This window comes from Sulfurimonas sp., assembly GCF_047622445.1.
Lineage (GTDB): Bacteria > Campylobacterota > Campylobacteria > Campylobacterales > Sulfurimonadaceae > Sulfurimonas.
On record NZ_JBLHOE010000051.1, the window covers coordinates 1 to 24,723 of the forward strand.

Annotated in this window: 21 protein-coding genes; 15 read left to right on the plus strand and 6 right to left on the minus strand. The window is 33.3% G+C overall.

Annotated elements, in window-relative coordinates; all coding sequences use genetic code 11:
* The first annotated feature begins 81 nt into the window (after nucleotides 1-81).
* The 4 genes from ACI9TV_RS11345 to ACI9TV_RS11360 all read left to right on the plus strand — a co-directional run bounded on the left by ACI9TV_RS11345 (nucleotide 82) and on the right by ACI9TV_RS11360 (nucleotide 1,594).
* Nucleotides 82-477 carry a response regulator gene (locus ACI9TV_RS11345; RefSeq protein WP_415250916.1) on the plus strand — a complete coding sequence of 132 codons (396 nt, stop codon included), beginning with the start codon at nucleotides 82-84 and terminating at the stop codon, nucleotides 475-477.
* A complete protein-coding gene (locus ACI9TV_RS11350) occupies nucleotides 470-781 on the plus strand; it encodes a hypothetical protein (protein WP_415250917.1) in 312 nt (103 codons plus the stop codon). Before ACI9TV_RS11345 ends, ACI9TV_RS11350 begins: the two co-directional genes overlap by 8 nt.
* Before the next feature lie 71 nt (nucleotides 782-852).
* Nucleotides 853-1,404 carry a GGDEF domain-containing protein gene (locus ACI9TV_RS11355; RefSeq protein WP_415250918.1) on the plus strand — a complete coding sequence of 184 codons (552 nt, stop codon included), beginning with the start codon at nucleotides 853-855 and terminating at the stop codon, nucleotides 1,402-1,404.
* A 4-nt stretch (nucleotides 1,405-1,408) separates the two neighbouring features.
* Nucleotides 1,409-1,594, plus strand: a complete 186-nt coding sequence (locus tag ACI9TV_RS11360) for a PAS domain S-box protein (protein ID WP_415250919.1) — start codon at nucleotides 1,409-1,411, stop codon at nucleotides 1,592-1,594.
* Between the two features lie 235 nt (nucleotides 1,595-1,829).
* Here the strand turns inward: ACI9TV_RS11360 and ACI9TV_RS11365 are convergent, their stop codons facing one another.
* Complete coding sequence (locus ACI9TV_RS11365; protein ID WP_415250920.1) at nucleotides 1,830-4,322, minus strand: peptidylprolyl isomerase; 2,493 nt, start codon at nucleotides 4,320-4,322, stop codon at nucleotides 1,830-1,832.
* Between the two features lie 351 nt (nucleotides 4,323-4,673).
* Here ACI9TV_RS11365 and ACI9TV_RS11370 point away from each other — a divergent pair, with 351 nt between their 5' ends.
* Nucleotides 4,674-7,301, plus strand: coding sequence for an AAA family ATPase (locus tag ACI9TV_RS11370; RefSeq protein WP_415250921.1), 2,628 nt, complete (start codon nucleotides 4,674-4,676; stop codon nucleotides 7,299-7,301).
* A gap of 36 nt (nucleotides 7,302-7,337) precedes the next feature.
* Here the strand turns inward: ACI9TV_RS11370 and ACI9TV_RS11375 are convergent, their stop codons facing one another.
* Nucleotides 7,338-7,730, minus strand: a complete 393-nt coding sequence (locus tag ACI9TV_RS11375; RefSeq protein WP_415250922.1) for a bacteriohemerythrin — start codon at nucleotides 7,728-7,730, stop codon at nucleotides 7,338-7,340.
* 170 nt (nucleotides 7,731-7,900) lie between these two features.
* Here ACI9TV_RS11375 and ACI9TV_RS11380 point away from each other — a divergent pair, with 170 nt between their 5' ends.
* Entirely contained in the window at nucleotides 7,901-8,305 is a 405-nt protein-coding gene (locus ACI9TV_RS11380) for a bacteriohemerythrin (RefSeq protein WP_415250923.1), read from the plus strand.
* Between the two features lie 5 nt (nucleotides 8,306-8,310).
* Here the strand turns inward: ACI9TV_RS11380 and ACI9TV_RS11385 are convergent, their stop codons facing one another.
* On the minus strand, nucleotides 8,311-8,604 hold the full coding sequence (locus ACI9TV_RS11385; protein WP_415250924.1) for an ATP-dependent Clp protease adaptor ClpS: 294 nt from the start codon (nucleotides 8,602-8,604) through the stop codon (nucleotides 8,311-8,313).
* 5 nt (nucleotides 8,605-8,609) lie between these two features.
* Nucleotides 8,610-8,984, minus strand: a complete 375-nt coding sequence (locus ACI9TV_RS11390) for a hypothetical protein (RefSeq protein ID WP_415250925.1) — start codon at nucleotides 8,982-8,984, stop codon at nucleotides 8,610-8,612.
* Between the two features lie 165 nt (nucleotides 8,985-9,149).
* Here ACI9TV_RS11390 and ACI9TV_RS11395 point away from each other — a divergent pair, with 165 nt between their 5' ends.
* From ACI9TV_RS11395 to ACI9TV_RS11420, 6 genes are all read left to right on the plus strand, one after another.
* Nucleotides 9,150-9,662 carry a hypothetical protein gene (locus ACI9TV_RS11395; protein WP_415250926.1) on the plus strand — a complete coding sequence of 171 codons (513 nt, stop codon included), beginning with the start codon at nucleotides 9,150-9,152 and terminating at the stop codon, nucleotides 9,660-9,662.
* A gap of 93 nt (nucleotides 9,663-9,755) precedes the next feature.
* Entirely contained in the window at nucleotides 9,756-10,157 is a 402-nt protein-coding gene (locus ACI9TV_RS11400; RefSeq protein ID WP_415250927.1) for a hemerythrin domain-containing protein, read from the plus strand.
* A gap of 44 nt (nucleotides 10,158-10,201) precedes the next feature.
* On the plus strand, nucleotides 10,202-10,849 hold the full coding sequence (bioD, locus tag ACI9TV_RS11405; protein WP_415250928.1) for a dethiobiotin synthase: 648 nt from the start codon (nucleotides 10,202-10,204) through the stop codon (nucleotides 10,847-10,849).
* Nucleotides 10,850-10,868: 19 nt separating this feature from the next.
* On the plus strand, nucleotides 10,869-11,744 hold the full coding sequence (locus ACI9TV_RS11410) for an aspartate carbamoyltransferase catalytic subunit (RefSeq protein WP_415250929.1): 876 nt from the start codon (nucleotides 10,869-10,871) through the stop codon (nucleotides 11,742-11,744).
* On the plus strand, nucleotides 11,734-12,666 hold the full coding sequence (locus ACI9TV_RS11415; RefSeq protein WP_415250930.1) for an aminodeoxychorismate synthase component I: 933 nt from the start codon (nucleotides 11,734-11,736) through the stop codon (nucleotides 12,664-12,666). The genes ACI9TV_RS11410 and ACI9TV_RS11415 overlap by 11 nt, the downstream gene beginning before the upstream one ends.
* A gap of 10 nt (nucleotides 12,667-12,676) precedes the next feature.
* Complete coding sequence (locus ACI9TV_RS11420) at nucleotides 12,677-14,068, plus strand: sensor histidine kinase (RefSeq protein WP_415250931.1); 1,392 nt, start codon at nucleotides 12,677-12,679, stop codon at nucleotides 14,066-14,068.
* A 417-nt stretch (nucleotides 14,069-14,485) separates the two neighbouring features.
* Here the strand turns inward: ACI9TV_RS11420 and ACI9TV_RS11425 are convergent, their stop codons facing one another.
* Together ACI9TV_RS11425 and ACI9TV_RS11430 are read right to left on the minus strand one after the other, a co-directional pair.
* Nucleotides 14,486-16,324: a 7TM diverse intracellular signaling domain-containing protein gene (locus ACI9TV_RS11425; RefSeq protein WP_415250932.1), complete on the minus strand. Its 1,839-nt coding sequence runs from the start codon at nucleotides 16,322-16,324 to the stop codon at nucleotides 14,486-14,488.
* A gap of 5 nt (nucleotides 16,325-16,329) precedes the next feature.
* A complete protein-coding gene (locus ACI9TV_RS11430) occupies nucleotides 16,330-17,034 on the minus strand; it encodes a response regulator (protein WP_415250933.1) in 705 nt (234 codons plus the stop codon).
* Nucleotides 17,035-17,155: 121 nt separating this feature from the next.
* Here ACI9TV_RS11430 and ACI9TV_RS11435 point away from each other — a divergent pair, with 121 nt between their 5' ends.
* From ACI9TV_RS11435 to ACI9TV_RS11445, 3 genes are all read left to right on the plus strand, one after another.
* Nucleotides 17,156-18,877, plus strand: coding sequence for a tail fiber domain-containing protein (locus ACI9TV_RS11435; RefSeq protein ID WP_415250934.1), 1,722 nt, complete (start codon nucleotides 17,156-17,158; stop codon nucleotides 18,875-18,877).
* 1 nt (nucleotide 18,878) lies between these two features.
* A complete protein-coding gene (locus tag ACI9TV_RS11440) occupies nucleotides 18,879-20,381 on the plus strand; it encodes a tail fiber domain-containing protein (protein ID WP_415250935.1) in 1,503 nt (500 codons plus the stop codon).
* A 4-nt stretch (nucleotides 20,382-20,385) separates the two neighbouring features.
* Nucleotides 20,386-24,723, plus strand: a 4,338-nt coding sequence (locus ACI9TV_RS11445; RefSeq protein WP_415250936.1) for a beta strand repeat-containing protein, incomplete at its 3' end; no start/stop codon positions are given.

The following is a 24,723-nucleotide window of genomic DNA, read 5'->3' on the forward strand; positions in this document are numbered from 1 at the left end:
AGAGAAGCTATTGGGAAGATTTTTAGTGAACTAGAAAATACAACTATGGATGAGCTCTTAGATAATGAGGAGGAGTAAGTTATGTTAAATATTTTAATTGTAGATGATTCTGTACTTATGAGAAATAACATCAAGTCTTATATTGAGGACTTAGGTCATAAGGTTATTGGTGAAGCGCAAAATGGTACTATTGCTGTAGAAATGTGTAGCACATTAAAACCTGATTTAATAACTATGGATATTACTATGCCTGACATGGATGGGATAACAGCTATATCAAAAATTAGAGAGTTTAATACGGATGTAAATATCATTGTAGCTACATCTCATGGGCAAGAAGAAGTTATTATGAAGTCTCTTCAAGCTGGAGCAAAAGGGTATATTTTAAAACCAATAAACGAAAACAATCTTAATGAAGCGATTAATAATATATATGGAAGTATTAAAAATAATGAGGAATACTTACTAGATGATTGATTTAAGTGAATTAGAAATAAACAACTTTATATGTAATGAAACATCTAGCTTTGCTCTTGCTATCATAGATATAGAGTCTTCGGAAATAATTTATACAAATAACTCAATGAATGATTTCATGCTTGATGTGACATCCGAAAAATGTTACAAATCTATTTATGGTCAAGATTCAAAATGCTCATGGTGTGGATTAAAAGATAATACATCTGAGCCATTTGAATTTGAATTTTTTAATGAAAAAAAAAATAAATGGTATCAGGTTCAAAATAAGCCTACGAAACTAAAAAATGGCAAGATATCTTAGTATCTATAGCTTTAGATATTAGTACTCAAAAAGAGGCCCAAGGTCATTTTATAACAACACAAGTCAAGCTTGTGCAACAAACAGAAAAACTAGAAAAAGCTCAAGAAGAGTTAAAACTTTTAGCCTCAATAGATCCAATGACAAAACTTTTTAATAGAAGGTATTTTATGGATATGTCAAAGTCTATTTTAGATTTAGCTAAAAGAAACAAAACTGATACAGCAATTATTATGATTGATATTGATAAATTTAAAAATATAAATGATACTTATGGCCATCAAGTTGGGGATGATGTTATTATTGAATTATCTTCAAAACTACAAGATATTGGTAGAAAAAGTGATATCGTTAGTAGATGGGGTGGTGAAGAATTTTTAATACTTTTACCAAATACTAATACTAAGGGCTCTCTCATAATTGCTGAAAAAATAAGAAAAAATATAGAAGAAATTGTAATTAATTTACAGGATGAGAAAAAACTACAATTCACAGTAAGTGTAGGAGTGTCCCAATTTCATAATAAATCTAATGACAATATTGAATCCTCGATTAATAGAGCCGATGAAGCTCTTTATAAGGCCAAAGCAAGTGGACGGAATAAGGTCTGTTCTAAACTTTTTTAATAAAATGCAAATTACTTCCAGAGCTAATACTGAAGGTATCATCATACATGCAAATAAGAACTTTTGTAAACTAAGTGGTTATTCAGAAGCCGAACTTGTAGGTTTTTCACACAATAAAATCCATCATCCCGATATGGACAAAAAAGAAGGATTCTTATTGGCTACGGAGTGTTATATTTCCTATTTTTGATGATGAAAACAACATTATAGAATATGCTTCTTTGAGTGAAGATATTACTAAAAGGAAACTCTTAGAACTTAAAGTAATAAAAGAGAATAACTTTAGGCATGAAATGCTACATGCCCAATCAAATATGGTTATTTTGATACATAAGGCAAAAGGTGTCATTTTTATGAATAAGCAGTGTTTTATAGATTTACGACTCCTCTTATTAAATAATTAAATTGACTATCTCTACTATCTTCTAATCCTTGATGCAGCGAACGGAAAAGCCATTCGCATGGTTGTTTGCTGCGATCGCTTCGGCACGGTCTGATAAGAACATTAAGTAAATCGAGTCAGAGCCAAAGAAAGTCAATGACCACTGGATACCGTAGGAACCTTGAAGATTCAGGCTTCCATCCAAGTAGCTACGATAGCCAGCAGAAGGCAATTTTAGAAAGTTCTCAAAAGCCTTTATATTGTCATTTACCGGGGCATTTGCAGATGTTATTTCATTTACTAATTCTGTTATATTTGCTACTCTGTATCCTACTGGACAAACTGATGAACCATCCGTCGCACTCCAGTTTGCAATTCTTAAGAGGCCCGTGTTATCCGCTGTTGTCCAGTCTGAATTGTTAATAAAAAAGTCACTTGTTAAATCTGTAGTACCAGTAGCTCGTGTTACACTATTTTCACTTGTCGATTTTTCATGTCCATCTGCATTTCTTCCCCATTGGTAGTAGTCGCCGTAACAAGCTGTATCATCAAGTGCTGTACATACTCGACTAGCACCCAAGTTTCTGTCTAGCCATATTTTGCCTGTATATGGAGAAATAACTGTTTCGTAAACTAAATCATTCCAAGTATCTCCACTTTGAAATGCAGCCATAGTCACATTTACTGTTACACTATCTTGCGTACTAACAACTCCACTATCATATACTATGAGATTGAATGTATATGTACCAATTACATCAGCCGTGAACACAGGCCTAATGTCACTTGTACTGCTAAGCGTTGCATTACTAGTATCTGGTTTAGTTACCAGTGTCCAAGAGTATGTAAGCGAACTTACACCTGCTGAACTATTTGAACCATCTAATGTTACCGTTGTCCCTATTTCTACTTCTTGATCAGTCCCTGCATGGGCTACCGGTGTTGGATTAGGTATCTCATAGGTACCTATAAGATATGCTTTTATGATTTCTTGACGCTCTATCGGCTTGTCGTTATCGTCTGTACTCGTAGTATTTAGTTTTTCTAATGTCTCAAATGAGTCAGTTGTTATTTCACCAAATATTGTATGATTCCCGGTTAACCAAGATGTTGGAATACTTGTTATAAAAAATTGACTTCCATTAGTTCCCAGATATGAATCTTCCGGACCTAAATCTCCCGGACCTGAATTTGCCATGGCTAATAATCCCGGTTTGTCAAACACTTGATCTTTAAACTCATCTTTAAAAGGCTCTCCCCAAATACTCTCCCCACCAAAACCACTTTCAGTAGGATCACCACCTTGAATCATAAAATCTTTAATAATTCTGTGAAAAGCTATGCCATCATAATAGCCATTATTTATATGTGTAATGAAGTTTTCTACTGCCAAGGGTGCTTCATTAGGAAATAGCGCTATTTCAATATTGCCTTGAGTCGTTTCTAAAACAACATGAGGATTCTCTGTAGATAAGTTTAGAGTAATTGTGACCGTATCAATTGCACTATTAACTGTCCCATCATTTACAAATACACTGAGTAAATATGTTCCATTGATATCCACATTTAATGTAGGGTTTACTACTGAGCTATTTGATAAGGTAGCATTGCTTTCTGATGGTTTGGATGTGATACTCCAACTATAAGTTAAGGTATTGCTATCTGCATCACTACTTAAACTACCATCAAGTGTAACGACTGATGTTTCATATATATTTTGGTCAGAACCTGCATTCGCTACAGGTACTTTATTATTTAAAACTAACTGTATATTACCAACAATTTCAGTATCATCAGTAATAGAATTATATTGTTCTTTTATAGCATTTATGACTTGCATCGCTGTTGCAGGATATGCTGAAATAGCATATATTAAATTTCTAGCAGTCTCCCGTGTAGCGACTTCATAAGTTACACCTGAGATAATATTTACAGACGCTTGATAAGTACTGTCAGCATCAAGAGCATCTGGATCTGATGCATTTACAGCTGGGTCTAAGTTAGTTTCTAAACCAAGGGTACTCACAAACTCCAATGATACAGCTACTTTATTTGTTAAAAGGTCTCTTCTTTGTTGTGCTGCATCTAAAACAGCCTCTGTGAGTGAAGCATATTGTGCATCTGTTCTATCGAAATCTAAAGATAGAGATACAAATGAAGCAACCATATCTGATCTACTCATCCCATCCTCTATTAAACCTCTCCAATAGTTAATACCATCACTATCTCCAGCTTGTCCTAGAGTATTTATATATATAGCTTCTACATACTCTTGTTCACTCATAGCAGCATACAGGGAAGTAAATTTAGTATGACCTGCAAAACCTTCTGCTAAAGTCTTAACGGCATTCTCTTCACCTAAAGCTGTAGCTTGACCTTCCCAGTAAGTTAGTCCACCTTGGTCTGCGGCTCTGTTAAAAAAAGCTATATAGAGTCCTGCAATCTTTTCTTGTACTGTTGCTGCAAATGTGTTTGTTGGGAAACTAAAAGAGAGGAGAAGGGCTATACTTAGGAAGAGATTTTTGAATTTAGTCATGTGTACTACCTTTTAATGGATTGAGTGAAGCTATCTATTTAAATTTTGATGTGAAATATATTAGTATACAATAATAATTGGATTTAGAATAGTATTTATAGTGACTAAATAAATTGTTAGAGCCTTGTTCGTCAGTCTAAAGAGCGGATAATACCCTAGATAGAGGGATACGTACAAGAGGAAATAAGTCTCCTTATTCACACCATTGAGAAAGACCTATTTTAGGCATTAATCAAACTTTTTTTAAGAGCTGTTAAAGATCAAAATGCTTCCCTTTATTTTATGCTTAAACTCAACAAAAAACAAGTACTATACACGTATATAATGAAATAATAATCAAAGAGTACAAATATGACAGAAACAGAAAAATTAGTTAAAGAACAAGTTCAAAAATATAAAAAATTAGAAAATCCTGAAGATGAGGATTCATTAGATATTGAAACTCAAGATAATATTATCTTTGCAAAGACATTAAAAGTAGCACTTTCACAAGAACTCTTTGGACAAAAAGAGGCTATAAATACTGTTGTAGATAGCATGAAAAATGATATTGCTGAAAATAAAAAAGCACCTAAGGGAACCTATCTTTTTTTAGGCTCCCCAGCTACAGGTAAGACGTATCTTTCCGAACTTATGAGTGAAAATATACCAAAATATAAAATCATGACATTTGATATGACACAGTACCATCAGCAAAATGGTGGTGAACTGTATGGGTATCCTAATGGTTGGAAAGGATATGGAGTAGGCCAGTTAACAGGCTTTGTTCATAGAAATCCTAAAGCTATCATTGTGCTCGATGCGTTCGAGAAATGTGACACAATTATTCAAAGTAATCTTCTCTCAATCTTCCAAGGCGGTAAGATGCGTGATGGATGTGGTTGGGATAAAGTAACAGATGAACCATGTAGTGAAGATCCTGATATCATTTACTCAGATGAAAATGCTACGTACATGGTAGATTTCACTGAAGCTATATTTATTATCACTACAAGTTTAGGAAAAGAACTGTATCTTAACTCTCGATTTAAAGAATTGGTGAAGCAAGACTATATTCAAGCTGAGTCAATGATTCTTGAAGCTATTAGACGAGAGCAAAAAAGAGATAGCAGAAGTGGTGGTTATCAGCAAGCGATAATTCCTGAATTAGTTTCTAGATTTTCACAAGCTCACATTTGTCTCTTTAACAAGCTCAACTATGAAGCCTATGAAAGTATTGCTAAAAAAGTGTTTTTGACGTATAAAGAGGGATTTGATAGGAAGTATCAGATTAAGTTTGAAGAAGCAAAGAATTTTCAAAATTTCTTAAAAATGCAAATACTTAATTTTGCACCAGAACTTGATGCGAGACGTGTCAAAGATAAGGTAAGTACAACTTTCTTTAACCGCATTACAGAATACATGATGGAATCAGGGAAGACAACTCAAAACTTTAGTGAGATTAAAGTATCTTTATCTAAAGCTTGTGTGACATTTTTAGATGATATGGTTGATCCTCTCATAGAAGATGACATGCTTGTAAAAGAGCTTTTTAGAAAAAATGTAACGCTAGAGATTGATGATAAGATTACAGATAAAAATGGTGTCATAACGTACAAGATAAATGACTGTAAATTTAAACAAATAACAAGAATCAAAGATTTTAGTGAAGATGGACTTGTATTTGATATACCTAATGTTTCTTTTGATGATATTGCTGGTCATCATAAAGCAAAGCAGAGACTTAATGAGGTTATCAACTTTTTTAAATCACCAAAACTTTTGAAAACTTTTAAAATTTTACCACCAAAAGGTATGCTACTTTATGGACCTCCCGGAACTGGTAAAACTATGTTGGCTAAAGCATTTGCAAAAGAAGCTGAATTACCTTTTATATCAGTAACTGGATTAGAATTACTAGAGCCTGAAAAAACAAAGAAGATTTTTGCTAAAGCAAAAGAATACGCACCGTCAATCGTTTTTATCGATGAGATAGATACTCTTGGCAAACGTGGTGGTGAAGAAGGTAGAGAAGTCCCTATTAATAAACTTCTTTCTGAAATGGATGGGTTTTCTGAAAATAAGGGTGGAAGTGTTTTTGTAATTGCTGCCACAAACTATAAAGAAAATATTGACGCGGCAATAATTAGACCAGGAAGAATAGAAATTCATATAGAGATAAACAATCTTGATAAAGATGCAAGAAGATATTTCCTCAATCAGATTATAGAGACGAAACCTACAAGTGGTAAATTTGATCTGAATAAATTACTTATGTATACTGCTGGATTATCAGGAGCACAGCTTGAACTCGTTGGTAAAGAAGCTTCCTTTTATTGTTTACGTCATGCTCTGAGTGCAATTACGCAAGATATTTTAATTGAGCAGATTAATGGGATTAAATACGGTGAACAACAGTCTTATCTATCTCCTGAGCAGATGTTTGAAGAGACAGCTATTTATGAAGCTGGACGAGCAGTTGTTTCTAAAATCTTAATGCCTCATGTTCACATTGAATATGTTAGTTTAACTCCAAAAGATAATAATGAACGTTTTGTTTCACATAATTATAAAGATGTTCAAGACAATATGACGGTGAAGGACTTTAAAGATAAAATCTGTGTATCTTTAGCAGGAAGAACAACTCAAATAAAACTCTTTGGTGATGTTGAAGGTATGGATACGGGTGCTTCAAATGACTTACAACAAGCAACACGTGATGCCTATGCAGCAATAGCACATCATGGAATGGATAAAGATGTCGGATACATAAACATCAATGGGGTAATGGATGCTAAAGGGAATTCTATTAGTAACCGAGATACAAAACATTATCATCTAAAAATAGATACTGCACTTGAGAAATGGATGCTTGAAGGCGAGAAGAGAACGAGAGATCTAGTAAATGAGAATTGGAAGATTATAGAGAGTTTATCTAAATTACTTCTTGAGAAAGAAATTATTTATGAAGATGAGTTAGTTCAAATTCTAGCTAAATAAAAAGGGCAGAATAAGTACCCTTCTTATTTTACTCAATTAACCAACGTGAGGTGCAGTTTGTGCATCCCATTTTGAAACATGTTGTATATACCACTTTTTAAAATCACCTTCTAAAAATCCAAGTAGTTCTTTTGGTCCTTTGAGTACTTCCCAACGTTTATGAAACTTAGCAAGCTTTTTTCTCATGATATCATGATCACTTTTATGCATTTGCATATCAGCATAAGCACTTTGCTCCATCATAGACTCTTCTGTTTGAAAGTGAGTTTCTATTTCAAGTAAAAGTACTGGAAAAAGTTCATCGACTTTTTCTATATCTTTATCTTTGAGTGCATCATGAAAATTATTGATGAGCTGTATTTCATCTTCATGCAGCATATTCATCATAGCATTTGCCACTTGTTGTATATCTTGTTCTTGAATTAACATTTTTTCTCCACGTAATAAGGTTTATAAAAAATATTATAGCTATAAAAAGTTTATACTTACTGAGAAATTTTAATATATATAAAGTTTAAAGAGTAATTTTAAAGCAAATGATGGACAAGGAAATTTAGTGTATTATCCTCAAAAATGAAATTAATAGGGGAGACAATATTTTGATTACACAAGACCAATTACCAATGGTATCAATACCAAGCATGAACGACACACATTTAGAAGAGATGCTCATAATAAATAAACTCGAATCAGCAGCTCGCAGTAACAAAGTAGAAGAAGTATTAGCAACAATAAAAGAGTTGTTAGCACATACAGAGATACATTTTGCCAATGAAAATGAACTGATGATTAAAGCTGACTTCCCTGATTTAGAAGTACATAAAGCGGAACATGACAGACATCTTCATGAACTTAATTCTTTAGTAAAATACTTTAGTGAACGTGGAGAGTCAAATGCAATACTTGCTTATATTGAGGGAAATTTAATAGGATGGTCGATTCACCATATTGAAACGATGGATGCGGATATGGCTAAATACGTAAAAGAAAGCAGTAATACTTAGAAGAATTACACTTCTTCAACTAAACAGCATAAAGTAAAACCCTCTTTTTTAGCTTGTTCTTCAACAGTGACTGCTTTTGTTTCTGCTATTTCAAGTATATATACACCACAAAGTGCTTCACCATTAGTCAAGATTTCATTGGTAAGGGTTTTGGCTCTTTCTGGAGTCATATGAAATGTATATATAAGTATTTTCATACAAAATTCCCATGAAACATAATCACTACTCAAAATAGTAACGAGGTAAACTTTAGGTTGATCGAATTGGATGTCAAGATAAGGTTTAATTGTGATAGGCATAGGCTTTAGTCTTTTCCCTTTGATTTTGCAATACGCTCTAGCATCGCATCAAGGTTTCCAGTAGAACGTACTTCTACCACGGCCATGATTACTCCATACAGTGCAACATGTTTTAAGTATGTACTCAAATCTTCACAAGAGCTTTCTTTGAGATTTTTTTCTAATGTTGTTTGTTGTAACTCAGTTATTTTAAACCCAAGTTCTATAGATGCATTATATGTAGATCTATCAGCAGAGGTTGCATTAAATTTTTGGGCTTTGAGTGATACTACTTTTAAATATGCAGAGAGTTCATCGAACCCATTTTCTAACATTCTTGAAACTATAGCTTCTTTTTGTAAGGGTGTTACATTGAAGTTTATACTAACATCTGTATCCATAAATTTATTTTCCCTCTTAGCATTTAGTATGACATTTTATTGTAAATTCACTTAAATCTTCGTGCATGGCTCTGAGATTTTTAAATATTTAAGACATTAAAAGCTACAATTCGCAAAATAAATTAATGAGAAAAATAAATTAAAAACCATTTAAAGGTAATACACATGATAAACCCAGAAACATTAGAGTTACTAAAAGATACAAACCTATCTTCAGAGATTTTAGATAAATTAAGTAAAGATGAAAATTCATTTGTGAGAGTAAGAGTTGCTGCCCATGTAAATACACCAGCTAAAGCATTAGATACATTGAGTAAAGATGAAAGCAAGTTAGTAAGAGAATTTGTTGCAGAACATCTTAACACATCAGTTGAGACTTTAATTGCACTAAGTGAAGATAGAGATATTATATCGTGGGTAGCAGGGAATCCAAATACTCCACTTGATTTACTAGAAAAACTAAGTAAAGACAGAGATGAGTTTGTAAGAGTTTCTGCTTCAGTAAATCCAAATATCTCAAATGAAATCTTGGATACATTGAGTAAAGATGAAGATGAAAATGTTCGAGCAGCTGTTGCAAAAAATCCAAAAACACCAGTAGAAATACTGGCAAGATTGAACAAAGATACGAGTGAATTTGTTCGAGAAGTTACATTAGAAAACCCTAATACTCTATAATAAGATAGTATTTGGAATTAGGACAAATATTTAAGTATTATTTTCGCATTTTTAGGTAGAATTTCACTATAAATTACCTACTCAAGGATATATATGCTATTAGAAAAAAAAGATGTACAACAAGTGTCAAATGATGTTATGAATATGTTACATGATGAAGAAATAGAGATTGTAAATAGTTTTCATGACGCTGTTGTAGCAAAAGATATAAAAAAAATTGATGAACTTTTTACAGTACTTGAGTTTGATGTGGAAGATCATTTTTCTACAGAAGAAGAGATGATGGAAGAGAGCGGATTTTATGCCGCTGGGATACATAAAGCTGAACATGACACTATGAGAGGCAAAGTAAAGAAAATTAAAGAGGGTTGGGTTATAAATAAAGATCCAATCCCAGTACAAGAATTTCTAGAAGGCGAATTTAAGCATTGGATGGTTTTACATGTTGCTAGATGGGATTCTGAAACAGCTCTTCACCTCGGCGACTCTATGTAGCTTGTATTTAATACAAGTCTGCATTTACTTGCTATAATTCCCCTATGAAAAAAAGAATCTTCGTAACCGCAACCAATACAGATATTGGAAAAACATATACAACTAAATTACTTTTAAAAGAATTCGCATCTCGTGGTCTAAAAGTAGGTGTTCTTAAACCTATAGAAACTGGTGTAATTGATGGAGTTTTCCCCGATGGTGAAGAACTTTTAGAATGTGTAAAAGAGTGCAATAGCCAACTCAATAATCTCAGTGTTGAAGGTATTGTTCCTATCTCTTACTCATTACCAGCAGCTCCTTTCATCGCTTCAAACAATCAAGATATCGATTACCAAAAAATAGACAGAGCACTACAGAAGTTAGAAGAGTCTTGTGATATTGTGATTATTGAAGGTGCAGGTGGTCTTTACGTCCCTATTGATAGACGTACTATGATGATAGATTTAATAAGCTATTTTCAAGCTACTGCACTTTTAGTAACGCATTGTTCTCTTGGATGTATAAATGACACGCTTTTAAGTTCAAAAGCTTTACTAGATAAAAAAATACCACATGCTATAGCGTTTAATTGTAGGGCAGGGGATGAGAGTTTTGAAAAAATATCAGCTCCTTATTTTAGTGAAATTGGTTTTGATGTATTAAAAGTAGATGAAAATATTGACACTATCTGTGATGTCTTGTATAATCAATAAATAATTTATAAGGACCCCAATGCAGCATTTAACTCGTACAGATGATTTTACAATTGAAGAGATAAATGAAATTTTAGCAGATGCTAAAAAATTCTCAGATGGTCACTTTGATAGAATCCTTCAAGATAAACTTATAATCACACTTTTTTTTGAAAATTCTACACGTACAAAAAGTTCTTTTGAGATTGCTGCAAAACGTTTAGGGGCTGAGATAGTTCACCTAGATGTTGCACAAAGCTCTACAAAAAAAGGTGAAACCTTAGTAGACACGGCTATGAATCTTGATGCGATGGGACCTCATGCAATAATAGTGCGACATAAAAATTCTGGTGTACCTAAAATCCTTTCTAAACATACAAAAGCTTCAATCATTAATGCTGGAGATGGGGCACACGCACATCCAACCCAAGCACTACTTGATTTGTTTACATTAAAAGAGCACTTTAAAGACTTAGAGGGTAAAAAAATAGCGATCGTAGGTGATATTAAAAACTCACGTGTAGCAAATTCAAATATAGAACTTTTAACGCGTTTTGGGATGGAAGTGATTTTAGTAGCACCACCTCACTTTCTTCCAAAAACACAGTTACGAACGACACATTTTTTAGAAGAGATTGTAGATGATGTAGATGCCATTATGAGTTTACGTACGCAAACAGAGAGACACTCTTCTCAAAGCTATGCATCGCTTAAAGATTATGCAAGTGATTTTTGTATCACAAGTGAGATTATTGGGGATAGAGATATAGTTTTACTTCACCCAGGTCCAGTTCACCGAAATATTGATATAAGTGATGAACTTTTAGCTGATTCTAGATGTAAAGTTTTGGAGCAAGTCTCAAATGGCGTTTCTATTCGTATGGCAGTGCTGAAAAAATTGATTAATGACATTTAGTGATATAAATGCTCTTGGTAAAAAAAGAAAACCTTTTCTTTTTATAAGTGATTTTAAAGCGCAAAAATTAAAGGTTATTCCTCTTGATCAACTTAATGATATAGAGTTCCAAATAGAAGAAAATTATGCGAATACCACTCACAATTATAGCCTCAAAAAGACACCAATCAATTTCTCAATTTATACAAAAAAATTTAAAAAAATTATAGAAAAAATTAAAAATGGAGACACATATCTTCTCAATCTCACTTTGCCTACAAAAGTAGAGATAGACCTTAGCCTTAAAGAGATATATACAAATGCAAACGCGAAGTATAAACTTCGATACAAAGATGAATTTGTATGTTTTTCTCCAGAACAGTTTATTAAAATAAAAGATAATATGATACATACTTTTCCTATGAAAGGGACTATTGATGCTTCTTTAGCGAATGCTCACCAGAAGATACTCCAAGATAAAAAAGAGATGGCAGAACATGTTATGGTTGTTGATTTATTGAGGAATGATTTATCTATAAAAGCAAAGAATGTGAAGGTAGAAAAGTTTAGATACATTACAGAAATCGAGGCAGGGGATAAGAAATTACTACAAGTAAGTTCACATATTAGTGGTGAAGTTGGTAATCTTTGGCATGAAAATTTAGGAGATATTTTAGAGTCTCTCTTACCTGCAGGTAGCATAAGCGGTACGCCTAAAAAATCTACATTAAATATTATTGATGAAGTAGAAGAATATGAAAGAGGATATTTCACAGGAATATTTGGTGTTTACGATGGGACTAGTTTTGACAGTGGCGTTATGATACGCTTTATAGAAAATACAAAAGATGGACTTATATATAAAAGTGGTGGAGGCATCACTTTAGATAGTGATGCAGAGTTAGAGTATAATGAGTTAATTGATAAAGTTTATTTGCCATGAGGTGTGAGTAATGTTACAAAAAATGCTAAGAAGTGGACATAAGTTTTTAGATACGGACGATGTGTCTAAAAATAAATTTCAGATGCTTAATATTGCAATTATTTTATCAACTCTTGCTTTATTTTTTGGAATGATGGCTAATATTATTAGAGAAAAATATGAAATAATCCCAGTTGAGATACTTTTAATATCTGTCAATATTATTTTATTTTTTATTTTAAGAAAAAATAGAAATACCTCTCAGGTAATATCTTCAATAATAACTACACAATTTTCTTTTCTTTTTTTAGCATTGGTTTATATATATGAACCAAATGATTTAAAACATATATGGCTTTTTACTTATCCTATTATTCTACTTTATTTTCAAAATACTAGAAGTGGATTTTATTGGATTGCTTTTATGATTGTAGTATTATATATTTTACCAATCCAGCCATTTATAGAAACACAATACAGCTTGTTTCAAGTTACATATTTGTCTTTTGTTCTTCTTATCGTTAGTCTGATTATGTATTTTTATAAAAAAGAAATGGATGAAGCTCGGGGAATTATTTTAAAGCAACAGTATGAGTTGCAAAATTTTAACACGGAGCTAGAGGTAAAAGTAGAACAAAAAACAGTAGAACTACAAGATCTTAATGAATCACTTGAGATGAAAGTAAAAGAAAAAATCAAAGAACTTATTGCAAAAGATGAACTTTTAACTGTGCAGTCTAAACAAGCTGTTATGGGTGAAATGATAAGTATGATTGCTCATCAGTGGAGACAGCCCTTATCAACCATAACTTTACAAATTTCTAATTTACATTTTAAAAGACTTCTTGGTGAAAATGTTCCTGTTGCAGAGAGTGACAAAACACTTCGTGATATTAGTGATACTATTGTGTACCTTTCAGATACTATTGATGATTTTCAAACATACTTTAGACCACAAAAAGAAAAGGAGAGAGAAGAAGTAAATACCTTACTTGAACGTGCTATAAACTTTGTAAAACCAAGAATGAAAGAGATAGATATTCAAATCATCAATGATAAAGAAAATGACATCTTTATCCAAACGTATGACAATGAGATGGTTCAAGTGATTCTTAATCTTATCAACAACTCTCTTGATGCTTTTATAGAATTTGAAAAAGTAAATGCAAAATTATATGTATATGCAGAGGAAGATGAAGAGACTGTTCGTATCTATGTAAAAGATAATGCAGGTGGAATTAGTAGTGAAAATATAGCGCAAGTATTTGAGCCATATTTTAGCACGAAGGGTAAAAATGGAACTGGACTTGGCTTGTATATGAGTCAAATGATAGTTGAAAAGCAGTTTGGTGGCGTAATACGAGTGGAATCTTGTAATGGCGAAACAACATTTATCGTGGAGATCACAAAGCTTTTATCTTAAATGTATGTATTCATTGTTTTCGCTCATTACTTTTTACTTAAACTGTTTTTACTTGAACACTATACAATTTATTTTCTGAGTTTAGCTATTTTTATCTATATTTATAGAGGATTTAGTCTGACAAAACATGTTCTTGTTCTTTGCTCTTTTATTATGATGATAAGTCCATTTCTTTTTCAATATTTTGATAATGATATATATAGTTTTCATCTATTTTTGAATATAAATGAACAATATAGCTATGTAGGTGGTGAAGTTACTTATATTTTATCCTTACTTCATTCAATTGTCTTTTTTTTGATGAATAAACGACACTTTTAATGTATCGGGGTAAAGCGTCAAGCTTATCTTTTCTTTCCCATAAAGAGTAGCATCACATACAATTACGACCTCTCTTGGAGAGTGAGTTTTCTACACTCATTTCGCTAAATTAGCAAAAAACGACAATTCAAACTTCGTTCCATCGTTAAAACTAAAACCATAGTCGGCCTGCGATAGTTTTTTACTAAATTGTTTTACAAGTTTTAAGCCTAGTCCATTGCTTTTTTTCTTATCATCAAAACCCAACCCATTGTCCTCTAGACTAAATCTTACAAGATTCCCCTTTTGAGTAAGTATAATGTCTATGACGCACACTTCATCTTTTTTGTGATGTTTTATAGAGTTGTTTAAAAGCTCGTTTATTATCATACTGAGTTGAGTAGCTGAATCAATATCAATAAGGAAAGACTCTACATTTTCATTTATACTAATTGTTTTATTTGAATAAATATTTTTTATTTCATATATAATCTCACTCATATACTTTTTGGAATCTATTTCGGCAAAGGTGTCACTTTCATAGAGGTACTTATGAACAGTTGACATAGAGTTTATTCTTGAAATCATTTTTAGATATGAATCTTTTAAAACCTTCTCTTTGGCATTATCTTCTTCTATCCACAATAGACCAATAATCATGTGAAAGTTATTTTTTACCCTATGATAAAGTTCTTTAATCAGAAGCTCTTTTTCACCTAGCAATTTTTCGATAGTATCTGTTCTGTCATGAACCTCTTTTTCCAAATATTTTTGATGATTATCTTTTAGTTCTATGAGAGCTATTTGTGATGATATTGTTTCATTTTTCATCTCATTGTATCTGTTGGCTAGCATGAGTGAAAATATTATCATCTCAAACATTGATGCTACTACAAACCCATACCTTGTGAAATACGAATACTCTAAATTTCCTTTTATAGTAAGCGTAAAAATAATAATCGATGTAAAATAAAGTGTTAGTGCAAAGATATAGTATTTTGCTTTGTGATGACCTTTTATATATATAATTATCGAAACAATAATAAGTACTATGTTGATAAGACCTGCTAAATTATTCATTATTTTATTCCATGGCTGATACGAAAAAACAACAAGAACTCCTAAGATAAAAAAAGGAACGGATAGCAGTTTTAATATTTTGTAATATTTAGAGAGGTAAGTTTTTACTTCAAGATATTCTATAGAAAAGAGTACTAAAAAACCCATCACGAATGCAACTGCAAAACTTAAGTCGTAGATATACTGTTGCAAACCTACATATGCTAAAAGACCACTTAGATTTATGAGATAGATAAGGTAAAAAAAACTATAGCCAACGTAATAAATATATATATTTTCTCTAAGCGAGATGTATAAAAAAAGATTAAAAGTTATAATGATAGTTAATATTCCAAATATGTATATGAAAAGAGTATTCATACTTATCTCATGGTTATAATAGTAAAAGTTCTTTTTTTCTAGCGTAAGCTTTCCAAAGTAGGTATTTTTAGAATTTATTTTTAGATAAAAAGTCCGTTTTTGATTGGGTAGTATTTTTAGCTCAAAAGCTAACTTATTGCTTTTAACATCTCTTTGTTCAATTGGCGTAAAAACTCCGTTTTCTTTTTTTATCCACCTTTCATCAAAGTAGTAAAGGTTTGCCACATCATAATAGTTTTCATTTAAGGATAGTATAAAACTCTCATCTTTACTTTTGTTATGAATACTAAATTTAAACCAAGCATCTTCTTCTGTATAACCTAGAGTAAAGTTGTTGGTACTTGTTTTTGAAAAAGTTTGTTTCGCTATCTCTTCTATACTTAAAGACGATGAGAAGTCTTTATCGTATGAAATCGTGAACTTGTCATAAAGATAATCATCATCATTAACCACAATACTGGAATCTGAAAAAAGAGTCGATACGAACATGATAAGAGTCAAAAGGTATTTTGTCATATTTATTACGCTTTTTTTAAAATATAGCCAATACCGGAAATATTTTCAATATCAAGATTTGGTATTTTTTTTCTTAACCTAGAAACAGTGTCTCTGATGGTGGAGGTTGATACATCCAAATCTTTCCACACAGACTGTTTTATAGTTTCATAAGAGGCGTTCGAGTTGATGTTTTTACACAATATATATAAAAAATCAATCTCTTTTTTTGTTAGGCTAAGAGCTTGTCCATTTTGTAAAAATGTTTTGCTAGACATATCAAATATTTGATTATGTCCTATGTTAAGAAAAGTAGATTCCAGTTTGTCCTCGGATATATACTTGTTTCTCTCTTGGATTCTTTTTAGCGCTACGCTGAGAGTAGCTTCTATGTCATTTTTATTAAAAGGTTTAATTAAAAAGCCAAAAATATTTGTGTAATTAGATTCTAAAATAGTGTTAGAGTCTCCAAAGGCAGTGGTAAATATAATAGGAAGAAACTGTTTTTCATTTAGTATTTTCGCTAAAGTGATGCCATCAACATTGCCGTTTATATTTATATCCATAAATACCAAGTCTATGGTGTTATTGAGTGCAACGTCTAATGCTTCATATAAGTCTGTAGCTTCATGCACGTTGTTGTATCCCAGTTTCATGAGTATTCTAGTAAGATACTGCGTACTTATAACTTCATCTTCTACTATTAAAAAATTGTATTGTTTTTTATTCAATTTGACACTCTCTCTCTATTAATATAGAATAGTATCATAATTCTTTCCGTCAGAAATACGATAATTTTATCTTATAGTTCATCAATAAAATATTTAAATGATGATAATACAAGGATAGAAAATGCATCTTACAAAAAAAATTATACTAGGTCTAGTCGCGCTATTCTCCCTAACAACCGCACAAGCAAATTCGGATTATATTGGGTATCAGGGTGTTGCGTTTGACACTGGGGTACCTTACATAAACAATAATGTATCATTAAAGTTTACAATATTAGAAGATGATAATACAACGATAATTTATGAAGAAACAGTATCTGGGGTAAGTACATCTGCACAAGGGTATTTTTCACATGACATTGGAAGTGGAACGCCAACTAGTACAGCATTTGCAGATATCTCATGGAGTGATAATTATAATTTAAAAACAGAGATAGACTTAGCTAATGGCACAAGCTATACCAACTTAGGTATTCAAGAATTTAAATCAGTCGCTTATGCTAAAAATGGTCTTAGTCAATCCAATACATCAGCAACAGGATTGAATGCTAATGCAATGGGGTATCAAACAACTGCATCAGGACCCTATTCTACAGCAATCGGGTATGGCACAACTGCATCCTCAACTCTTTCTATAGCGATGGGTTATCAAGCATCTGCAGTAGGAGCCTATTCTATAGCAATGGGTTTTGATACAAATGCATCAGGAGACCATTCTACAGTAATGGGACGTAATACAAAAGCTCAAGGGCGTTATTCTACAGCAATGGGATTAGGTACAACTGCATCAGGAGATTATTCTACAGCAATGGGGTATGAGACAAATGCATCAACAAGCTATTCTACAGCAATGGGGTATCAAACAACTGCATCAAGAGTCTATTCTACAGCAATGGGACGTATTTCAGCTGCATCAGGAGAGTATTCTACAGCAATGGGAGATAGTACAAAAGCAGCAGCACCCTATTCTACAGCAATGGGAAGAAGCACAACAGCAAATGGAACTAATTCTACCGCAATGGGATATCTTTCAACTGCATCTGGACAATATTCTACAGCAATGGGAAGTTTTACAACTGCATCAGGAAATAGTTCTACAGCAATGGGAAATAGTACAACAGCATCAGGAAGTAGTTCTACAGCAATGGGAACTGGCACAACTGCATCAGAAAATTATTCTACAGCAATGGGAAGTAACACAACAGCATCGGGAAATAGTTCTACAGCAATGGGAAATAGTACAACTGCAGGGGGAGCTAATTCTGTAGCAATGGGAAGTAGCACAACAGCTTCAGCAATTTCCTCAACTGCAATGGGGTATGGCACAATTGCAGATAATAGTCCTATGACGGCTGTAGGAACATTTAATACAAAACTCAATACGAACGCTTATTTTGTAGTTGGCAAAGGTACTTCTGATGCACTAAGAAGTGATGCTTTTTCCGTATATAGCACTGGAGATGCAACATTAGCAGGTACCTTAACGCAAAGCTCAGATGAAAGATTAAAAGAAAATATTATTATTATTCCAAACGCACTCCAAAAGCTTACAACTATAAGAGGTGTGTATTTTAACTGGAGAGAAGAAGCAAACAGAGGTGATAAAAAACAGATAGGTGTAATAGCTCAAGATGTAGAAAAAGAATTTCCCCAACTTGTAAAAGAAGATAATTCAGGATACAAATCTGTGTCATATACAAGTATGGTAGGTGTTACCATTGAAGCTATTAAAGAGTTGAAAAAAGAGAATGATAGTTTGAGAAAAAACAATGATAGTTTAAATAAGAGACTACAAACTATAGAAGATGCATTAAAAGCAAATAATATAAAAGTAGGAAACTAAGATGAACATAAAAAACAGACTAAAACTAACTACACTAAGTTTAGCAACACTATTTGCACTAACAACCGCACAAGCAAATTCGGATTTTATTGGGTATCAGGGTGTTGCGTTTGATACTGGGGTACCTTACATAAACAATAATGTATCATTAAAGTTTACAATATTAAAAGATGATAACACAACAGTAATTTATGAAGAAACAGTATCTGGGGTAAGTACATCTGCACAAGGGTATTTTTCACATGACATAGGAAGTGGAACGCCAACTAGTACAGCATTTGCAGATATCTCATGGAGTGATAATTATAATTTACAAACAGAGATAGACTTAAGCAATGGCACAAGTTATACCAACTTAGGTATTCAAGAGTTTAAATCAGTCGCTTATGCTAAAAATGGTCTTAGTCAATTCAATACATCAGCAACAGGATTAAATGCTAATGCAATGGGGAAGAATACAACTGCATCAGGAGTCTTTTCTACAGCAATGGGATATCAAACAACTGCAGTAGGAAGCTATTCTACAGCGATGGGGTTTGATTCAAATGCATCAGGACAATATTCTACAGCAATGGGACGTCTTACAAATGCATCAGGATTCTATGCTACAGCAATGGGGTATCAAACAACTGCATTAGAAAACTATTCTACAGCAATGGGGTATGATACAAATGCATCAGGACACTCTTCTACAGCAATGGGACGTCTTACAAATGCATCAGGAAGCTACTCTATAGCAATGGGGGATCAAACAAATGCATCAGGAACCTATTCTACAGCAATGGGGGTTCACACAGAAGCATCAGCAACTAGTTCTACAGCAATGGGGTATTATACAAATGCATCAGCAATTTATTCTACAGCAATGGGAAGAAATACAAAAGCATCAGGAGATACTTCTACAGCAATGGGACGTCTTTCAACTGCATCAGGACAATATTCTACAGCAATCGGATTAGCTGCAAATGCATCAGGAAGTGTTTCTATAGCAATGGGGAATTACACAATTGCAGATCATAATTTTATGACAACTGTAGGAACATTTAATACAAAACTAAACACGGACGCTTATTTTGTAGTTGGCAATGGTACTGGTACTGATGATGCACTAAGAAGTGATGCTTTTTCCGTATATAGCACTGGAAATGCAACATTAGCAGGTACCTTAACGCAAAGCTCAGACGAAAGATTAAAAGAAAATATTATTATTATTCCAAACGCACTTGAAAAAATTACAACTATTAGAGGTGTATATTTTAACTGGAGAAAAGAAGCAAACAGAGGTGATGAAAAACAGATAGGGGTAATAGCTCAAGATGTAGAAAAAGAATTTCCCCAACTTGTAAAAGAAGATAACTCAGGATACAAATCTGTGTCATATACAAGTATGGTCGGTGTTACTATTGAAGCTATTAAAGAGTTGAAAAAAGAGAATGATAGTTTGAGAAGTGAATTACAAGCTATAAAAGATGCTCTAAGAGCAAATAACATAAGTATAAAGTAATAGTATGAAAACAATTAAACTCATAATAGCAGCTGCATTTTTTGTAAATACTCTGTTTGCAGCTCCAAGCGTAAGGAATCAAATAAGTGGTATTGGGGGGATAGAGACTACAAATAGTACTGTAAGTGTAAGGTTTAGTAGTGTAGGTGCTGGTAGAGAGCTAACTAATGCTACAACAACAGTATATGGAAGTATCATAGTACAAAAAAATAGTGCACCCATAATAACCAGTAATGGTAGTGGTGTAACTGCTAGCATAAATATAGCTGAAAATATAAGAGCAGTAACTACGGTAACATCAACAGGTACAGGTACTAGAACATACAGCATCAGTGGCGGAGCTGATAGTGCTAAATTTTCTATAGATACTAACAGTGGTGCATTAAGCTTTATTTCAGCGCCAGATTTTGAGACTCCTACAGATATTGGCGGAAATAATATTTATGAAGTTATAGTAACTACTACAGATACAGCAACTTTAACAGATTCTCAAGCTATAAGCGTAACTGTTACTAACTCTATTGTAGAGATAACGAGTGATGGTGGAACAACTACAGCAACGGTAGATAGTGCTGAAAATCAAACTGCAGTAACTACAGTTACACTAGATGGAGCAACTGGAACAGTTACATATACTTTAAGTGGAACAGATGCAGGAAGTTTTGCTATTGATAGCAATGGTGTTTTAACATTTTCAGGCAATCCTGATTATGAAAACAAATCATCATATAGCGTAACGGTAACTGCAAGTGACAGTGGTACAGGTGCATCTATTGAGCAAACTATTACCGTTAATGTTACAAATGTAAACGAAGCACCTACTTTTACAAACAATGGTGGAACAACTGTCACTGAGAATAGTGCTTATAGTTATACAGCTACAACATCTGATGTGGATGGAGACTTACTCTCTTTAACAGCCTCCAATTTACCTTCTTGGTTAAGTATAGGTGGTGATGAGTTTACAGAAGTTGGAACAGCTGGATTTAGTGCAGGTCTAGCTCTCTATCCCTCTATAGCAACTGATAGCAATAATATTCCTTATGTACTTTATCAAGATGGAGCAAATAGCTATAAAGCAACAGTTAAGAAATTTGATGGAAGTTCTTGGGTAACTGTAGGAGCGAATGGCTTTAGTTCAGGTGAGGCTAAATATCTCTCTATAGCAATAGATAATACTAACACTCCATATGTCGCTTATACGGATGTTGGGAACAATGATAAAGTAACAGTGAAGAAGTTTGATGGAAGTTCTTGGGTAACTGTAGGAGTTACTGGACTAAATGCAGGTATTTATACTTCTCTATCAATTGATAGTAATAACATTCCTTATGTAGTTTATAGAAGTCATTATAAAGCAACAGTAATGAAGTTTGATGGAAGCTCTTGGGTAACTGTAGGAATAGCTGGATTTAGTGCAGGTGATGTTTATTTTACTTCCATGGCAATTGATAGAAATAATACTCCTTATGTTGCTTATATGGATGGAGGAAATAATAATAAAGCAACAGTAATGAAGTTTGATGGAAGCTCTTGGGTAACTGTAGGAATAGCTGGATTTAGTGCAGGTACTATTTTTCAAACTTCTATAGCCATAGATAGTACGAACACACCTTATGTGGTTTATTCGGATGGAGCCAATAGCTATAAAGCAACAGTAATGAAGTTTGATGGAAGCTCTTGGGTAACTGTAGGAATAGCTGGATTGAGTGCAGGTCATGCTAGTGATATTTCTATAACCATAGATAGTACTAACACTCCTCATATTGTTTATATGGATGGAGTAAATAGTAATAAAGCAACAGTAATGAAGTTTGATGGAAGCTCTTGGGTAACTGTAGGATTAGCTGGATTGAGTGCAGGTCAGGTTGGTTATACTTCTATAGCCATAGATAGTACTAACACTCCTAATATTGTTTATGTGGATGGAGCAAATGCTAATAAAGCAACAGTAATGAAACTAAGTGCAACAAGTACTCTCCAAGGAACCCCAACAGTAAGTGGAGTATACGACGTAAATCTAACAGCAAGCGATGGAGAGTTCACAGATACTCAAAACTACCAAATAACAGTAGCAGATGTAAATGATGCACCTGTTTTAAATGACGTAGCCTTTGTCATCGGAGAAAACAATGCAACACTCTCAAGTGTAGGAAATCTAAGTGCAAGTGATGAGGATGGAGTTAACCCAAGTTTAGCTCTTATTGGAAGTGCAGAAGTTATAACTTACTCCATACTAAGTGGAAACACAAACACAGACTTTGCAATAAATAGTATAACAGGTGAAATAACTATTGCAAATGAACTAAACGCATATACAACTTCAACATACTCTTTAATCGTAAAAGCACAAGATGATGGTGGAGCAAGTGATACGGCAACTATTATCATTAGTGTTTCGAACGCGGCAGACACTCCAATCGCGGTAGCGGATACTTTAACAACGATCAATGAGGATTCATCCCTTTCGTTTGATATTCTTAGTAATGATACAGACCGAGATAATAATATTAATAAAACTAGTCTTATTATTACCCAAGAACCTTTACATGGTAGCGTACAAATAGCAAGTGCAAATAATGGTTGGGTAACTTATACACCAAATGAAAACTACAACGGAAGTGACTACTTTACATATAAAGTATCTGATACAACAAGTTTAACTTCAAATGAAATAAACGCGACAATAACGATAAACGCAGTAAATGATGCACCAGTAGCAAGTAATAGTACACTCAATTCTGAAGAAGACACTAACTCAACAGTTTTTTTAACTGAGTATGTCACAGATGTGGATAATGGTGATACCATTACTTACTCTATAGTTACAAGCCCATCACATGGAACTCTAACTATTACCGATGGAATTGTTAATTATACTCCAACGCTAAACTATTATGGGTTTGATACTTTTACCTATAAAGCAAATGATGCAACTGTGGATTCTAATACTGCAACTATTTATATCAATATGGCAGAGGTTAACGATATTCCAATCGCTTATAATGACAATGATAATAATACAACAGAAGACAATCCAATAATTATTAATGTTCTAGCAAATGATAGTGACGATAATGGGATTGATTCATCAACAGTAACTATCTCAAATGCGCCAGAGCATGGAATGGCTGTAGCACAAGGCGATGGAACAATCATTTACACTCCAACCGCAAACTGGTATGGACAAGACTCATTTGAATACACAGTAAAAGATAATGGGGTAGCTACAGGTACGCAAGGAACAGGTGTTCTAATATCAAACTTAGCATTTGTAAGCATAAACGTAAGTAGTGTAAATGATGTACCAATAACAGTAGCAGATAGCTTTACTCTTGATGAAGATAACGTGTTCTTAATGAATCTACATGTAAACGATACAGATGTGGATGGTGATCTAAATGGAACCGCTATTACAATTCTCACACAACCAAGTAACGGTGAAGTAAATCTTACATCAAATGGATTTGTGAGATATATTCCAACTAAAGACTACTTTGGAGCAGATAGCTTTACTTATAAAATTTCTGATGGAGATGTAAACTCTTCAAGCGAAACGGTAAGTTTAACCATTAACGCAGTAAATGACGCGCCAAGCTTTATCTCTCCTATAGATTACAGTGTAACTGAAAATAGTACAAGTACAATAGTAGCATTAAGTGCACAAGATGTTGAAAATAATACACCGTTTACCTATACTCTAAATACTACTCAAGATAGTTCTTTTTTTACGCTTACAGGTTCGAATTTATCATTTACAAAACCAAGAAATTATGAATCAGAAGTAGATGCTAACGGTGACAATATCTATAATGTAAATATAAATGTAAGCGATAATCTAGGTGCAAGCACTCTGAGAACTTTTAACGTAAGTGTTACAGACATCAACGACGCTCCAGTAGCGGATGATCAAACGAATACAGGGGCTGAAATAGCTGTATTAAATGCTAGTGTGGTAAGTATAGACGAAGATAGTGGAGACACTAAGACATTTTCAACTACAGCTGTAGTGGATGGATTTACATTCAATGCAGATGGGAGTTATATCTTTGATGCTACTCATGCAGCGTACAATTCTTTAAATGTTGGGCAGACTCAAATTATCGATATCCTTATAACTGTAACTGATAACGCTGGGTTAACGGACACATTAACTCTTAAGATAACAGTAACTGGAACAAATGATACTCCAATAGCAGTAGCTGATACAGGTACAACAAGTGAGAATGTAGATTTATCATTTACAAACGCAACACTTACTTCTAACGATACAGATGCAGATACAGGAGCAACTCTTAGAGTAGTAGCAGTAGCAGTAGCAACTCCAGTAGGACAAGGTTCA

Coding starts and splice junctions, on each gene's coding strand:
- ACI9TV_RS11415 (WP_415250930.1), top strand. CDS start 11,734: ATGACATTTAGTGATATAAATGCTCTTGGTAAAAAAAGAAAACCTTTT.
- ACI9TV_RS11370 (WP_415250921.1), top strand. CDS start 4,674: ATGACAGAAACAGAAAAATTAGTTAAAGAACAAGTTCAAAAATATAAA.
- ACI9TV_RS11400 (WP_415250927.1), top strand. CDS start 9,756: ATGCTATTAGAAAAAAAAGATGTACAACAAGTGTCAAATGATGTTATG.
- ACI9TV_RS11390 (WP_415250925.1), bottom strand. CDS start 8,984: ATGGATACAGATGTTAGTATAAACTTCAATGTAACACCCTTACAAAAA.
- ACI9TV_RS11395 (WP_415250926.1), top strand. CDS start 9,150: ATGATAAACCCAGAAACATTAGAGTTACTAAAAGATACAAACCTATCT.
- bioD (WP_415250928.1), top strand. CDS start 10,202: ATGAAAAAAAGAATCTTCGTAACCGCAACCAATACAGATATTGGAAAA.
- ACI9TV_RS11385 (WP_415250924.1), bottom strand. CDS start 8,604: ATGCCTATCACAATTAAACCTTATCTTGACATCCAATTCGATCAACCT.
- ACI9TV_RS11350 (WP_415250917.1), top strand. CDS start 470: ATGATTGATTTAAGTGAATTAGAAATAAACAACTTTATATGTAATGAA.
- ACI9TV_RS11440 (WP_415250935.1), top strand. CDS start 18,879: ATGAACATAAAAAACAGACTAAAACTAACTACACTAAGTTTAGCAACA.
- ACI9TV_RS11425 (WP_415250932.1), bottom strand. CDS start 16,324: ATGACAAAATACCTTTTGACTCTTATCATGTTCGTATCGACTCTTTTT.
- ACI9TV_RS11360 (WP_415250919.1), top strand. CDS start 1,409: ATGCAAATTACTTCCAGAGCTAATACTGAAGGTATCATCATACATGCA.
- ACI9TV_RS11435 (WP_415250934.1), top strand. CDS start 17,156: ATGCATCTTACAAAAAAAATTATACTAGGTCTAGTCGCGCTATTCTCC.
- ACI9TV_RS11420 (WP_415250931.1), top strand. CDS start 12,677: ATGTTACAAAAAATGCTAAGAAGTGGACATAAGTTTTTAGATACGGAC.
- ACI9TV_RS11375 (WP_415250922.1), bottom strand. CDS start 7,730: ATGTTAATTCAAGAACAAGATATACAACAAGTGGCAAATGCTATGATG.
- ACI9TV_RS11365 (WP_415250920.1), bottom strand. CDS start 4,322: ATGACTAAATTCAAAAATCTCTTCCTAAGTATAGCCCTTCTCCTCTCT.
- ACI9TV_RS11345 (WP_415250916.1), top strand. CDS start 82: ATGTTAAATATTTTAATTGTAGATGATTCTGTACTTATGAGAAATAAC.
- ACI9TV_RS11410 (WP_415250929.1), top strand. CDS start 10,869: ATGCAGCATTTAACTCGTACAGATGATTTTACAATTGAAGAGATAAAT.